Source organism: Caulobacter sp. 10L414 (genome assembly GCF_056395525.1).
Map to the genome: position 1 here is coordinate 36,959 of NZ_JBFTJR010000022.1, position 15,449 is coordinate 52,407.

The following is a 15,449-nucleotide window of genomic DNA, read 5'->3' on the forward strand; positions in this document are numbered from 1 at the left end:
TAATCACCGATGGTGCCGAAGATCCTGGGAGGAAACATGAGCCGACAGAAGACCCTGGCCCGTCGCGCCGCCACCACGGCGCTGGCCGCCATGCTGCTGGGAGGCGTGGCGAGCTCCGTGCTGGCCGACACGCTGCTGACCTATCCGGTTCCGCCGCAGCTGATGTACGCCGCGCACAACGACGACTTCACCGTGCGGGTGCGTGCGCCGGGCGCCAAATGGCGCGACCTCTACGAGTACCGGGTGCAGGTCGACACCGACACCAAGCAGAACGCCTCGCTGGTCTATTTCGACTTCGACGGAGCGGTCGAGCTGGAGGTGATGAAAAACAACGGCCGCTTTTCCGATGTCTCGGTCGCGCCGCTGTCGAGCGCGATCAAGCCCCAGCGCCAGGGCTCGGTCCTGCGCATGACGCTGACGAAGCCCGAGCGTTTCTCGCTGCAGTTCGACGACGACCGCCTGCGCAATCTGCACATCGTGGCCGGCGCCCCGCCCCCTGCCCGCCCCACCGGCGTCGATGTCGTCTATTTCGGACCTGGTTTCCACGTCCCGCCCACGGGCCTCGACCACTTCCCGGTCAAGTCGGGCCAACGCGTCTATATGGACGGCGGCGCGGTGCTGAAGGGCGCGTTCGACCTTTCCGGCGTCAGCGACGTGAAGATCTCCGGGCGCGGCCTGCTCTGGGATCCCGGCCGGGCGATCGACCTGGAAAAGGCCAGGAACGTCGAGGTCTCGGACCTGATCATCGTCAACAGCGACCGCAAGGACGCAGCCCGGGTGATGAACATCCGCAACTCCGAGAACGTCACGGTCAGCCAGCTGACCGGCTTCACCTCGGGCAAGTGGTCGGACGGGATCAACATCTCGACCTCTCGGCACGTGAAGGTGCGCGACGGCTACCTGCGGGTCTCGGACGACGCCGTGGTGGTCTACGCCGTGGCCGACTGCCCGATCTGCCGCCAGAAGGCCGCCCAGACCGGCATTCCCGATCCCAACCCGCCGGGCGACACCTTCGACATCCAGGTCTCGAACATGCGCCTGTGGATCGACGTCGCCCACGCCCTCTATATCGGCCACTTCGGTGACAACGCCGATCCGCGCACCATCCGCGACGTGACCTTCGACAACATCGACGTCGCCAACCTGGACGAGGACGACCCCGACTGGGAGGGCGCGATCGCCGCCTATTCCGGCGACAGCACGCTGATCCGCAACATCACCTTCAGCAACGTGCGGGTCGACCGCATCGAGGAAGGCAAGCTGATCAACCTCGTCGCCGGCGAGAACCCGCGCTACAACAAGGCGCCCGGACGCGGGATCGACGGCCTGACGATCCGCAACGTCGCCTACACCGGCGAGGGCATGCCCAGCCTGTCGATCATCCGGGGCCTGTCGCCCCAGGTTGCGGTGAAGAACGTGACGATCGAGAACCTGACCATCGACGGCAAGCCGGTGAAATCGGCCAAGGACGGCGACATCGCGGTGAGCGGCGAGGTCGTGGGGCTCTCCTTCCGCTGAACGCAAAAAGAAGGGCGCCGTCGTCGACGGCGCCCCGAGGCGGGACTTGATGCGACGGCGGTCAGCCGCCGAACTTGTAGCGCAGGCTTATCCCGTAGACCCGCCCGTTCATGAAGTACTGGCGCAGGATGTCGGTGTCGTAGCCGCCGTCCGGCTCGCCGACGTATCGGATCGGGGCCTTGTTGGTCAGGTTCGAGGCCGTCAGCGACAGGGTCAGGTCGTCGCGCAGGTTTAGGTTCACCGAGGCGTCGAGCAGGCCGTAGCCCTTCAGGTAGCGGCCATCGATGGGGTTGGGCGAGATCCCGAACAGCACGTAGTCCGACCGGTAGGTATAGACGAGGCGGGCCGAGACCTTCTTGTTCTCGTAGAGGCCCGCCAGGCTCCAGTTCTGGTCGGACTGGAACGGCTGACGCACCTTCATCGCCCCGAGCGGGAGCTCGGTCTTGACCCAGGTGTACGAGCCCTGGACGCCGAAATCGTGCATCATCGACGGCAGGAAGTCGTAGTCGAAGAAGGTCTGGGCGGCGAGCTCGACGCCCTTGGCGAAGCCGGGATCGGCGTTCTGGGTCTGGGTGATGCGGAACTGGCCGGTCGGACAGTTGTTGGGCGTCACCCCGGTATAGGGCTGCGAGGTCGCCACCGTCTGGCAGCTCTCGACCCCGATCGGGAAGCCGTCGACCTTCTTGTAGAACGCCGCGGCCGAGACGTAGCTGGTGGGGCCGAAGTACTTCTCCAGCGACAGGTCGTAGCTGTAGGCCCGCAGCGGCTGCAGGTTGGCGTTGCCCTGGCTGCCCGTGCCGCTGGTCAGGTTGACCGCCACCGTCGGGTTGATGTCGCCGACGCTGGGCCGGGTCATGCCCTTGCCGAAGCCGAAGCGCACCAGCAGGTCGTCCTGGATGTAGCCCGTCAGGTTCAGGGTCGGCAGCACGTCGGTGTAGCTGTTGCCCTGGCTGCGGGCGACGATCACCGGGGTCGCGCCCGTGGTGTCGGTGACCCGCGCCTCGGCGTCGAGATTGGTGCGCACCACCCGCACGCCGGCATTGCCCCGGATGCGGTCGTTCAGGAAGGCGAAGTCGACCACGCCGTAGCCGGCCAGGGTCTCCTCCACCGCCTTGCGGCGCGACAGCAGCACCTCGGGCAGCGAGTCCTCGGCCGCGATGCCGGCCAGGGCGAAGCGGTTGCGGACATTGTCGCCCAGCAGGGCGTCGGGCGAGAAGGTCAGGAAGCCGCCCGAATACCCCGCCTCGCCGTCGAACCAGTTGGTGTGCGAGCCGGCCACGAGATCCTGCACGGTCGAGGCCAGGACGCCGTTCGACTGGTTGGCCGCCAGGGCCAGGCCGTCCGTCGTCAGGTTCTTGCCGCTGAAGGAGTAGTTGTAGAACTTCGACTTCTTTCGGTAGTAGCGCGCGCCGAACTTCACGGCCTTGATGAAGCTGTCGTTGATGCGCAGCTTGCCGTCGAACTGAGCGGCCAGCCCCGCGTCGTCATAGACGTTGTTGACGCCGTTGGCGTAGTTCAGCAGCACCCAGTTGGCGGGGCTCGACAGGTCGGGGCCGCTGATCGACACCCGCTGGGGCGCGCCGACCGTGCGGGTCACGTCCCAGGTCAGGCCCGCGCGCGGGGTCATGGTCACCGAGCGGTTGTCCTGGTGCTGGTCAGCCTTGACGTAGGACAGGTCGGCCTTGAGATCGAGGTCGTCGGTCGGCGACCACTTGGCGCCGCCGGCCAGGATCCAGGTCTTGTAGATCCGATGCTCGTCGCCGCCGATCGACGAGAAGCTCGAGCCCAGGAACGTGCCGCTGTTGAAGCGCTGTCCGGCCAGGACCGCGTCCTCGCCGCCGTTGGCGTTGCGGTTGGCCAGACCCTCGGTGGTGCTGAAGGGAGTGGTCGCCAGGCCCTGGACGTAGCGGCTGTCGACGCCGTTCAGGAAGCGGTAGCCCTGGTGGTAGAGGTAGGAGTTGTAGTTGCCGTCGACATAGACCTCGAGGCCCGGACGCACCTTCCACTGGAAGGCGCCGGCGAAGCCCTTGCGGGTGCGCTGGATGTCTTCCTCGTTCACGTTGATCTGCACGCCGGCCATGTTGACCAGGTTGGCGCGCTCGGTCGCGTTCAGGGCCAGCGGATTGGCCACGTCGGCCAGGAAGGCGACGTCGCCGCGACCGGCATAGGCCTGGTTGTAGGCGCTGTTGCCGATATATTCGGCGCTGTCGGCGCGCACCACGCGGCGCAGGTTGGTCCCGCCGGGACCGGGCGCATTGTCGGAGCGGTTCCAGCTCTTCTGGTAGTTGGCGCCGAGCAGCAGGCCCATCTCGCCGTCGCCCACGTCCCACTTATGCGAGACCAGGCCGAAGTACTCGGGCTGCATCTGCTTGACCATGTCGTTGTAGCGGCCGGAGATCGCCACGCTGCCCGACATCTTCGGCAGGTCGAGCGGACGGCGGGTCTTGATGTCGACGAGGCCGCCGATGCCGCCCTCGATGTGCTCGGCCGAGGGGTTCTTGTAGACGTCCAGGCCCGCGATCATGCCGGGGATGGCCGCCTCGATGTTGAACTCGCTGCCACCGGCGGTGAAGTACGAGCGGCCATCGACCTGCGAGGCGGTCTGGCCCGACAGGCCCCGGATCGTCAGGCCCGAACCGGCGCCGACCGGCGAAGCCCCCTCCCCGCCGTAACGATAGCCCTGCACGCCCGGAATGCGGGTCAGGGTCTCGGCGACGTTAGGGTCGGGCAGCTTGCCGATGTCCTCGGCGCGGATGGAGTCGACCACCTCCATGGTGTTCTTCTTGACCTGCACGGCCGACTGCAGGCTCTGGCGAATGCCGGTGACGACCACCTCCTCCACTGCTTCTTCGGCGGCTGGCGCCGGCGCGGTCTGGGCGTGGGCGGCGCCGAACGCGCCCAGCGCGACGGCCAGCGTCGAGACGGTGAGGAACAGACGCGATTGAACTTCGGACTTCATGGCTTCCCCTCCTGCGGAGCCTACGCCCGATAAGCCGGCGCGGCCCGTCAGATCCCGCGCGAGGCGGGTTTTCCCTGTTGGCTAGGGCGCTTGCCGCGCCCTCTCTGTTTCACTCCCGGGTCGGGGCGTCGCCTGCACGGCGATCTTCTCCAACCACATAACCTTGTTATCGATATCATATGTCGCTGACAAGAGCTTTTGTCAGACAAATGCGATGATTGAAACTCAGTTGGACGGCGTGGATCGACGCGCCAGCGCCACGTCGCCGGAACAGGCCTTGGCGACGCCGTCGACCTTGATCGAGCGCGCGCCGTCGCAGGCCAGGCGGATCGCATAGGTCGGCTGGCCCTGTATGCTGGCCTCGACGCCCTGCCCCGCCTTGTCCTTGACCACGAAGGCCTTGGACAGGCTGTCGAGCTCGACGCGGCCGTCGCGGCGCAGATAGCTGCCGTCGGCGACGAACCAGCGGCGCGGCTTAGCCGCGCTGCCGCCCTCCGGATAGGTCAGCGCCAGAATGTAGGCGTCGGTCCGCCAGCCGCCGAGATCGGCATTGGCGTTGCGGTGGCGGATGCGGCCGTCGGCCAGCAGATTGAAATAGACCTCGGTGACCTCGCCCTTCTGGCGCACGCGAACCATCAGCCAGTCCTTGGTCTCGTCCTTCTCGATCACGGGCGCGGCAGCCGCACCGTTCGGCGTCAGGGCGACCACGAACTTGGTCCGGTCGGTCACGCCCGGCGCCTGCAGGCGCAGGTAGGGCTGGACCTCGTCGGGCGCGTGATCCTTCAGGCCCTTGCCCTCGGCCATCCGCATCAGTTCAGGATAGTCGGTGAACAGGCCCGCGTCCGGCAGGGTTTCTGGAAACAGCGGCCGCACCGCGACCTCGGCCTCGCCGTTCCTGACGGTGATCACCTGACCCTGGCGCTTGGCCTCGCCTTCATAGTGCATCAGCCATTCGAACTGGCCCGGCGCCCAGCCCTTGAGGTCGTCGATGACCAGGATCACGTCGCCGATCCACATGAAGCTGCGGTACTTGCGCTCGAAGGTTCGGGCGTTGGGGCCCGTGGCGTCGGCCCAGACGAAGCGCAGGTCGCCGGCGTCGACCAGGTGGTCGACCCGCCCCACGAAGTGCGAACCGTTGTAGGTGTTGCTTTCCGGCTCGGCCCTGCCGTCCAGGGTGACGACGTTGTGCGCCACGCTCTGGCGGTAATAGCCATCGTACTCGGGCCGGGCGTAGCTGCTGTTGCCGGAGTCGATCAGCAGCTGCTTGCCCTTGTGCCAGAGGATGAAGCTGCCGGCGTCGGCGTGGTTGTGGTTCCAGGTGAAGCCCGAACGCAGCGCCAGGAAGGTGGCGTCCGGCGCCCAGGACGAGCGCAGGGTCGCCGCGCCCAGGTCGCTGTCGATCCAGCTGATCGGCAGGCCCGGCCCCTTGCCCACGGATGCCCGGGCCTTGGCCGAGGGCCACTGCACCATGTTCTCGGGCTCGGCGAACACGTCCTGCTTGGGATCGGGACGCACGGTGTTCAGATACCAGAGATAGCGCGACTGCTGGTCGCCCGTCGCCCACAGGTTGGCGATGGCGCTGGCCCCGCTGGAGGTCGGATTGCCGTCGCCGAAATTGGTCGACAGGAAACCGCCCGTGGTCGGGTAGAGGTTCTGGATGAAGTAGTCGCCCAGGCTCGCTAGGCGCGGCGTCGCCGCCGGCTGCTCCCTGAAGGCGTCGAGCCAGGCGCGCTTGAAGCGCAGGTAGCCCTCGGCGGCGAAGTCGGCGTAGTTGATGCTCTCGACGAAGGCCCCATTGGACGCAAAGTGCGCCGGCTTGGTCTCGATGGCGCTGCCGTCGTAGTTGGCCCACTCCTCGGCCGCCTCGTCGATGCGGCGGATCCAGGCGTCGGCCTGCGGCTCCTCGGTCTTGATGGCGATCGCCGCCACCCCGGCGCCGAACACGATGTGGCTGAACCAGTTGTGACCCATGGTGTCGAGGCTGTGGATGCGCTCCTTGCCGTCGATCCAGTCGTTCAGGGTCGGGCGGATCGCGCCCTTGACCAGGGCTTTGGCCAGGCGGTCGCGCTCGGCGGGGCTGAGGGCGTCGTGGATGGCGTCGAAGGTCAGGCCGAAGGTGTAGGCGGTGGTCCCCATACCGAGATCGGAGTTCCAGACCGGGCTGCGGGCCAGAAGCGGCTTGTCGGTCACCCAGTTGGCGCGGTTCGCATAGATGTCGAGCAGGGCCTTGGCGCGGTCGGCGTACTTGCGCTCGCCGGTCATGCGGTAGGTCAGCGACAGGCCCATCAGGGCCGCGTTCAGTTCGCGGTCGTTGGCCGGCTTGCGGGTCAGGGCCGCGTCGGCGTCGGCTCGAGCCTTGGCCCAGGCGGCCTTGGCGTCGGGATCCTCGGCCACGCGGGCCTTGAACTGCGAGACGTGGGCGTCGCTGAAGGTCAGGTACGGATGGCCCGACTTCAGGGTCTGGGCGCCAGCCGCCCCAGCCAGGAGGCAGCTCGCCAGGGCGAGCCCCGACACCATCCGCTTTGCTTGGCTCTTCACGCGCTTCTCCCCGTACGCTTCTTCTGACTTTGAATTATGATATCGATATCATTACTGGGCGCAAGCGCCCTCCGCGGCGTCCTGCTCAGGCCAGAGCGAGATTGATCGCCATCGACCGGCGCAGGCCCGGACTGCGGAACGGGTAGACGCAGTGCAGCATCCACGAGGGCCACAGGTAGAAGTCGCCGACCACCGGCTTGACCGTGAACAGGTTCTTGGCTCCGACGGCGCTGCGGCTGTCGATGAACTGCAGGCAGCCGGCGGTGTTCTGCCTTGCCTTGTCGGCCGCGAACTCGGCCTCGTAGCCAGGCGGAACGCGCAGGAAGCCCACGCTGGAATAGAGGCAGCCCTGATGGAAATGGGCCGGATTGTAGTCGCCGGCGACCATGTCGTTGATCCAGCCTTCCTTGATCTCGATGCGCAGCCTTTTCGCCTCGAGCTCCTCGGTTCGCTCGTAGTCGGAGAAATGCATCAGGGCGTTCTCGCACCGGTAGGTGTAGGTGCGGGCCACGTCGAACAGGAAGTCGGTGAGCTCGGCGGTCTCGCGGATCACGTCGGTGAAGCGGATCTCGGTGCTGACCGCGCCCGCCAGATGGGCCGACCAGTCGCGGGCGGCGACCTCGTCCTTTCGCCCGACGATCTCGTCGATCCGGGCGTTGAGGCGCTCGACCACGCCTGGCGGCATGGTCGCCTTGATGATCGTAGGGCTGAACGGCGCGACCAGCCTCAGATCGTGGTCGTTGCTCACCAGCGGCCTCCTCCGCGGCTACCGAGACGGCGCGTAGATCGCCGCCGTCTGGCCCGGCGCCAGGGTAAGGCTCGCCGCACCGGACGCCAGCTTGCGCTTGGTGACCAGGTCGACGCGATCCCCGACCGCCTTCGGCAGCGCGAGCGTCATGGACTTGTCGGGGCTGGCGTTCATGGCGATCAGGTACGGGCCATAGGCGGCCTCGTAGTAGTAGCCACGCCCGGCGAAGGGATTGTCCTGATCCTTGTAGCGCGCCTCTGGCGGCCCCTTGGCCACGGGCAGCACCTCGCCCTCCAGCGCGGCGGGCGCCTCGCCGGGATAGGCGACGATCGGGATCGAGCCGGCCGAGATGTGCGGCGTGGCGCGGCGTACGCAGGTCTTGCCGCTGGGCTCGAAGTCGATCCGCGCGGCGATGGTGGCGATACGGTCGACGGACGGCGTCTGGTAGTGGAAGCGCGCCAGGCGGTTCACCCCGCAATTGGCCCGCCAGTAGAGCGAGGCGTAGAGCACCTCGTCGCCGTTCTTGATCGCCACCACCCCGTCCTCGGGATCGGCGAACACGAAGTCGGGCTGGCCGGGCGTCATCGGCAGCTTCACGTCCGATTTCGGCCAGGCCTTCACGGCCAGCCACTCGTCATAGGCGTCGAGCAGGCCGATGGTCGTACGCTGGTTCTTGTCCTTCAGGCGATCGCGCAGCACCGCGTAGTACTGTCCATCGTCCAGGGCCTGGCGGGCGATCGCCATCAGTTGCGGGTCGCGCGTGGCGATCGCGACGTTGAAGGGCGTGTTGTCCCAGCCGGACTTCTGCACGTAGGTGGTCGCGCCCGGATAAACCGGATCGCGCCAGCCGATCGGCGCCTCCAGCAGCATGCTGCGCGCGCCCTCGGCGTCGATCCCCGGATAGCGGAACGCCATCCGCGCCCTGGCCATCTTCAGGAGCTGGTCGCGCAGGACCGGATCGCCCTGCCCGCCCGGCGTCGCGGCCGTGGCCTGGTAGATGCTGGTCGCCCAGTCGAGGATCTCGCCGTAGCTGCCGACGAAGCCGAGCTCCTTGGACAGCCCGGCCTTGGTGAACAGCTTGTAGTCGTCGGCCGAACGGAAGCTGCCGGTGTCGGCGGCGGCGCTGGAATAGGTCGGCTTTCCGGCCTCGTCGAGACTGCCGGTCCACGGCGCAAGACCCATGGACTCGTAGAAGAAGCGCCGCATCGCCGGTTCGGGCCGGGCCAGAGGGCTGGCAAGCGATCGCAGGCCCTCGTTGCTCCAGTAGATCCCCAGATCCACGATCATCGACTGGTTGGTGTAGAGCCGCCGGTGGGTCTGAATATAGCCGAGCCCGGCGTCGAGCATCCGGGCATAGGCCTCGCGGCGCTTCGGCGCCCCCGCCACGCCCGCGACCGGCGCGTCGAGATACGGCGCGACATCGGCCTGCAGCAGGCGCAGCGCCTTGCCGAACGGGCCCATGGCGTCCCAGTCGGCATTGGTGCGGCTGGCGTCGACATAGACGCTCTTCGGATCGGTCAGGAACCGGGCGTAGAAGGCGTCTCCGCTCTCGACGACCTTGCGGGCCACGGCCGGATTGGCATGGGCCTTGGTCCACGACAGGGCCGCGGCGCGAGCCAGGAACTGCACCTCCAGCACGTTCAGCGGTCCGGGCTGGGCCAGCTTGCGGTCGATCTCACGGTTCACCCGGGTCTTCAGGTCTTCGAGCACCTCGGGACCCGCCGACGGCGCGGTCGCCAGCGGCGGCGCGACGCCGGCCGGATCGCCGCTGTCCAGGAACGGGTCGGCATGGACGTAGAGCGCATAGACCGGCCGCGAGGCCTGGGTCATCGGCTTCTGGAAGCTTTCGAACTGCTGGGTGTAGACCGCGTAGGGACCGCTGGCGCGGATGGCGCAGTCCAGCGCCGTCTTCCCCTTGGTCAGGGTGATCGGCAGCGGGAAGGTGCGGTACGTGAAGCGCCCGGCGAAGGGCGGCGCCTGGGTTCCAATGTCGAGGATCTCGATGTCGCCCAGATGGCGATAGCCGATCTGCCTGCCGTCGCAGAACAGGGTCAGCTTGCCGTCGTTAACGTCGCCGCCCCACAGGCGGATCGAGGCGTAGTTCTGGATCGCCGGGTCCACGGTCAGCCGGAACGTCAGGTCGCCGCTGAACCGCGCGCCGGGCTGGGCCGGCGGCAGACGCCGCGCCACGACGCCCAGGCCGCCGACGACCTGCTCCGAAGCCGAGGCGTCCACGGCGTGAGCGACCTCGGACGCGGCGTCGCCGAACACCACCTTGTCGATCAGCGGCGCGGCCGCCTGGGCCTGCGTCGCGAAAAGGCCGAGCAGAGCGCTCGCGCCGAGGATCAGCCGATGCCGGGTCATGCGCCCCTCGTTGATGATGCTTGAGGTAGGGTCGGCGGGCGAGAAGAACGCGCTCGCCCGCCGGCCCTCAAGGTTCCGGCCGAGGCCTAGAACTCCTTGCGGACGGTCAGCCACACCGACCGCGGCGCGTTGCGCTTCACCAGGTAGCCGGACTCCGGCAACTGCTCGACGACGTCATAGACCTGCACGCCGGCGGGAAGGTTGGTGCTGATCATCGGGTCGTAGGCCGAGATGTAGGCCTTATCGAGCACGTTGCGGACATCCAGCGTGACCATCGTCTTCTTCAGGCCGCTGTACTGCACCGAGACGTCGAGGTTGTCCTGCGCCGGCAGGAACCGGTGGTCGAGCGAGTTGGTGTTCAGCTTGCGCTCGTCCATCCAGCGATGGCGGACGTTGAGACGGAAATCCTTGTAGCGGTAGGACACCGTGTTGCTCAGCGTCCATTTCGGCGAACGCGCCAGCAGGCCGGCGTCGATGCGCAGCACGTCGTCGTCCGCGCCGTTGCCGTTCGCGCCGGTGTTCAGCCAGACATAGGCCTCGGTGGTCTTGCCGTTGAGGAAGGTCACCGACGGGTTCCACTCGAGGTTCCTGGTGACCCGCCACTTGGCCCAGGTCTCGATCCCGCGCGTGAAGTACTTGTTGAAATTGTCCGGCAACAGGTAGGTCGAGACGTTGTCCTTGTCGACGCCGGTCGGATAATCGTTCACCGCGAAGTTCTGGTAGAAGTAGGTGACCTGGCCGTTGAAGCGGCGATCGCCGAAGGTGTAGGCGAACTCGTGGCCCTTGATGTAGGCCGTCGGGCCCAGCGGGCGCACCAGTGTGGCCGCGGTCGAGTAGCGGTTGATCACGCCCGACGACGGCTGCTTGGCGTCGGTGTAGCGATAATAGATCTTGTGCTTGTCGTTGAAGTTGTAGCCCAGGGCCACGCTGTAATCGACGAGACTGACCTTCTTGTCGGCGCCGATCACCTTGGCCGGCGCCTTGGTCATGTAGACGTTGTCGTAGACGGTCAGCGGATCGCCATCGAGACCGCCATTGGTCAGCGAGGCCGCGCCCGGGTTGCGCAGGTCCCAGGTCTCCGAATAGGTCCGGGCGTGGAAGTACTGGTATTTGATGCTGGCGTTGAAGTCCCAGTGCTTGGTCGGCGACCAGGCCAAGCCCGCATAGGGCGACAGCTCCATGATCCGCGCGCGTTGCGAGACGGTGGTGAAGAGGCCGCTGCCGTATGAGCCCCAGCCGCCCGCATCGGTCAGCTGATAGCTCGTGCCGCCATTGGTGACGTACTTGACGTTCAGGTTCTGGACCTGGCCGTCGGCCCAGGCCGACACGCCCAGACCATTGGCCCAGTTGTCGTTCACCTGCTCGGAACGCGACAGGTAGAGCCCGCCGTTCACGCTCCACGTCTCACCGCGATAGGTGGCCGTGAAGTTGCCCATGTAGTCGACGGATTCACGGTAGTTGTCCTCGGCGCGCGTCAGCAGCACGAGATCCTGCGTGGCGCTTTCGATCGGAAGCGTGTGATCGTAGCTGCCGTCGGGCTTGGGCGTGACGCCCGTGACCACGCCGCCGCGCATGTCGATGTCGCGGTTGGGCAAGGTGTTGCCGACGATGCACAGGCTGGTGCTCTGCCAGGTGGCCGCCGTCACTCGCGGACAGGCCGCGCCGGTGCGGTAGTTGGTTCCCATCTGCGAGCCGGCGACATTGTTGGCGACGCGCGCCACTTCCTGGCCGGCGGCGTTGGTGAAGACGTAATAGCCCGGCGTGCGGTCCAGGTTGTTGATGTTCAGGCCGAACCGCTCGCGCGTCGCCGCCGCCGAGGCCAGCGAGGCCAGTTGCTGGGGCTTGTAGGACTGGCCGCGATAGGTCGACTTCTGGATCCGCGCCGAGCCGGTGAAGGTCAGGCGCTCGCCGATGTCGTGGTTCCAGCGCAGCGACAGGGCGTCCTGCTTGTAGCGATAGCCGTCGGACGGATCGAGGGTGTGGCTGCCCGGCTTGAAGTAGTTGGGAACGGTCTGCTTGCCGCCGTTCATGAACAGGTTCACGTCGCGACCGAAGCCCGGGATTTCCTCAGGGTTTTGGTAGCCGTAGGTCGGCTGCTGGAACGTGGTCAGTTCGGCGTTGGTGTCGTCCAGGTGCTTGTAGACCAGGTTGAACGAGCCGCCGCCGTTGTCGGTGTTGTAGTCCTTGTAGAGGTTCACCCGGAACTGGCCGCCGTGGTTCAGGTCGAAGCCCGGATCCACCTGGCCGCTGGACCGGCGGTAGAAGCCGCTGACGCCCAGGCCCAGGTCGCCCGCCTCGTTGACCCAGCCATAGGCGCCGTCGACCTGCTTCCACGACAGGTGCAGGTCCTCGCCCTCGAAGCCGATCCGGGTCTGGATCATCGCGCCGGGCTTCACCTTGCCGGTGATGTAGTTGAAGGTCGCGCCCACCGAGGTGGTGACGCCGGTGGCCGACGAGCCGCCGCGCACGGACTCGACCCGGCTAGTCGAGATGTCGGCGCGATAGAAATAGCCGTCCTGGAAGCCGCTGAACTTGAACGGCACGACCGGCAGGCCGTCTTCCAGGATCGTGGTCCAGAAATAGCCCGAAGTGTTGGCCCCGGTGCCGATGGTCATGCCGCGGGTGAAGACCTCGTTGCGGGCCACGCCGTCGTTGGACTCGACCACCACGCCGGGCATGTCGCGCAGCATGTCGTCGGCGCTGATCGGCGTGAACTTGCTCATGTCGTCCTCGGACAGCACCGAGAACGAGACATTGGCCTTCTTGGCGGCGGTGCCGACCATGACGCCGGTGACGATCACTTCGTCGACGGCCGTGGTCTCGACCGTGACCGGCTTGTCGGCGGACTGCCCCGTCGATTGGGCATGCGCGGCCGTCGCCGACAGCGCGCTCGCGCCGGCGGCCAGCGCCAGGACCATGTGAGAAACCTGCAGCGCGCGGTTACGACCGCGCTGAGGGCCGAGATCAGCCATCCTATCCTCCCCTTCGGACCTTAGGTCCGACGTCGCTCTGCGCCGAGGCCGACACCCCGACCGCGCCGCTTTCGAAGGCGTCGCGACGACGGCTCCGATCGGCTTGTTGTTATCGATACCAGCGCATTTCAAGAACTGTCAACGGGATTCGCAACGATGTTTTTCGAGAACATTCGCCTGTGATTTTTCGACCCCAGCGCGACCATCTCGACGAATAGCGAAATAGATCTTGCTACACAGGTGCGAGAAGAAGCTCGATCAGACGCATGTCGAACGACCACAACCATGCGGATATCAACAACGCGTGCGCCAGATCATTACGATCCGCACGCTCGATTACATGGACGAGCCGGAGCTCGTGCCCTTCGCGCCTCTCGCCGCCACGTCGTCGATCTCGCCGCGAACCACGGTGCCGTGCCGGCGTCGACGCAGGATCAGATCGTCCGCCGCCAGCAGATCGAGGGCTGCCCGCACCGTGATCCGGGCCACGGTGAAGCCGCTGGCCAGCTCGCGCTCGGTCGGCAGGCGACGCTCGCCGTCGAGGATCGCCGCCCGCAGCCGATCGGCGAGTTGCCGATAGAGCGCCACGCGCCCGGTGCGCCTCAGGGGCGCCCAGCAGACGCCGGACACGGAGGGTTCAACCACTCGCCAGCCCTCCCCGCTACCTGAAGCTCACGCCTTCGACATTGGGCCCGATCTCGATCACCGCGGGATCGGCCGCCTTCAGCCGCTTTCCGCCAATCGTCACGTTCTCGAAGCTGATGTTCCGGACCGGGCGATCGGCGCCGTAGCCCGAGATCGTCGACGGGCTGGGCCAGCCGTCGCCGGAGAAGCGGATGTTGCGGAAACGCACGCCGTCGACCAGCAGGCCGGGGCTCGTTCCGTACTTGGCGTTGAACACCGTGCGGATGTTGACGAGCTTGCCCTCCTCGATCTGCTCGACGCGGATGTCGTCGAACAGCACGTCGCGGACGGTGTTGTCGTCGCCGGCGCTGATGGCCAGCGCGCCCTGGTACTCGGGATCGTCCTCGTCGAGCCCCAGGATGTCGATGTTCTCGAAGCGCAGGTCCTCCAACACGTTGCGGGCCTTGGTGTCGCCGTGCAGGCCGATGAAAACCGCATGCGCCACGTCGGGCCAGAAGATCGAGTCGCGCACCCTCACCCGCCGAGTGTCGCCGACGCCCGACTTGCGGGTGGCGTAGACCGCGACGCTGTCGTCGGAGGTGCGGATGAAGGCCCGCTCGACGGTCACGTCGCTGCAGGCGAAGACGTTGACGCCGTCCGACCATGAACCGTTGCTCAAGGTCTTGATGTCCTTGAAGGTCACGTTGCTCGACGAGGCGCAGGCGATCGTACCGTGCTTGGGGGTCAGGAAGGTCAGCCCCTCGACGGTGACGCTCCGGGAGTCCTGCACGACCAGCTGATCGGCGGGCCGGTCGATGATACCCCGGCCGATGATGCGGACGTTCTCGACCTTCTCGGGCTTGAACACGCCCTGCAGGATCGCGCCGCCGGCGACATAGATCGTCTGGCCCGACTTGACCGGGAACACCCCGCCCGGCGGCGCGTGCAGTCCCGCCTCGTAGAAAACGACGTCCGGGCCCGGCGCCGGCCTCGGGATCGGCGCGCCAGCGAAGATGTGAAGGTTGTGCAGGCGATCGCCGTCGAACTCGACCGACAGGTTCTGCGGCTGGTCGATGGTGAACAGCACGACGCCGTTCTCGACCTTGTGCCTGATCGCCTTGCCGGCGGGCCTCACCTCGACGCGCTTGAAGTCGCCGTTGTTCTTGCGGACCCCGATCTCCACCCGCCCCTCGAAGTCGAACTGCACGACCGAGACGTCGCTGGGTCCATCGGAATCGACCTTGGCGGTGTATTCGTAGAGGTCGCGCCAGGGACCGCCCGGCTTGCGCACCCGGACCGTGAAGGCGTCGTTGTGCATGCTGTAGAACAGGCCGCCCGGCGGCAGCGGATAGACATGCAGCCCCGACGCATCGGCCTGGTCGGCGGCGCAAGCGCCGCTCGCCGCCAGACCCGCCGCGATCGCGGCGACGCCCGCCAGCCAGGACGATTTTCGAGCCGTGAACCCCATCGCGCACTCCTCCCCGAGCGACGCTCTGCCAGTCTGGCGGCGTCATTGTTCTCAACGTCGAGCGGCCTGATCGACGCAAGCCGTCGAAAAACCTTGCGGATCGCCCGAACACGAATATTGATATCGATATCAAATCGCTCGCGCAAGCCCCGGCCCAGCGAGCGACAACGACGCCGAAAGCACTTGGTATCGTTATCAGATCAGTCTATGACCGAAGGGTCGGACCAGTCGCGCCATGCAGCGCGGCCGGCGCGGGAG

The 15,449-nt window shown here is 66.7% G+C and carries 8 protein-coding genes; 1 reads left to right on the forward strand and 7 read right to left on the reverse strand.

What is annotated here, in order from left to right; genetic code table 11:
• Positions 1 to 36: 36 nt before the first annotated feature.
• Positions 37 to 1,518, forward strand: coding sequence for a glycosyl hydrolase family 28 protein (locus tag AC1DCG_RS10990; protein ID WP_477030480.1), 1,482 nt, complete (start codon positions 37 to 39; stop codon positions 1,516 to 1,518).
• Positions 1,519 to 1,579: 61 nt separating this feature from the next.
• On the opposite strand, the gene AC1DCG_RS10995 is transcribed toward AC1DCG_RS10990, so the two are convergent.
• The 7 genes from AC1DCG_RS10995 to AC1DCG_RS11025 form a co-directional block, all read right to left on the reverse strand.
• Positions 1,580 to 4,477: a TonB-dependent receptor gene (locus AC1DCG_RS10995; protein ID WP_477030481.1), complete on the reverse strand. Its 2,898-nt coding sequence runs from the start codon at positions 4,475 to 4,477 to the stop codon at positions 1,580 to 1,582.
• A gap of 225 nt (positions 4,478 to 4,702) precedes the next feature.
• Positions 4,703 to 7,015, reverse strand: a complete 2,313-nt coding sequence (locus tag AC1DCG_RS11000; protein WP_477030482.1) for a heparinase II/III domain-containing protein — start codon at positions 7,013 to 7,015, stop codon at positions 4,703 to 4,705.
• 85 nt (positions 7,016 to 7,100) lie between these two features.
• On the reverse strand, positions 7,101 to 7,763 hold the full coding sequence (locus AC1DCG_RS11005; protein WP_477030483.1) for a putative 2OG-Fe(II) oxygenase: 663 nt from the start codon (positions 7,761 to 7,763) through the stop codon (positions 7,101 to 7,103).
• A gap of 18 nt (positions 7,764 to 7,781) precedes the next feature.
• On the reverse strand, positions 7,782 to 10,127 hold the full coding sequence (locus AC1DCG_RS11010; RefSeq protein WP_477030484.1) for a hypothetical protein: 2,346 nt from the start codon (positions 10,125 to 10,127) through the stop codon (positions 7,782 to 7,784).
• An 86-nt stretch (positions 10,128 to 10,213) separates the two neighbouring features.
• Positions 10,214 to 13,099 carry a TonB-dependent receptor plug domain-containing protein gene (locus tag AC1DCG_RS11015; RefSeq protein ID WP_477030485.1) on the reverse strand — a complete coding sequence of 962 codons (2,886 nt, stop codon included), beginning with the start codon at positions 13,097 to 13,099 and terminating at the stop codon, positions 10,214 to 10,216.
• Positions 13,100 to 13,435: 336 nt separating this feature from the next.
• Positions 13,436 to 13,687, reverse strand: coding sequence for a GntR family transcriptional regulator (locus AC1DCG_RS11020; RefSeq protein WP_477030486.1), 252 nt, complete (start codon positions 13,685 to 13,687; stop codon positions 13,436 to 13,438).
• A gap of 73 nt (positions 13,688 to 13,760) precedes the next feature.
• Positions 13,761 to 15,191 (reverse strand): glycosyl hydrolase family 28 protein, encoded by a 1,431-nt coding sequence (locus tag AC1DCG_RS11025; RefSeq protein ID WP_477030487.1) that lies wholly within the window; start codon positions 15,189 to 15,191, stop codon positions 13,761 to 13,763.
• Positions 15,192 to 15,449: the final 258 nt, after the last annotated feature.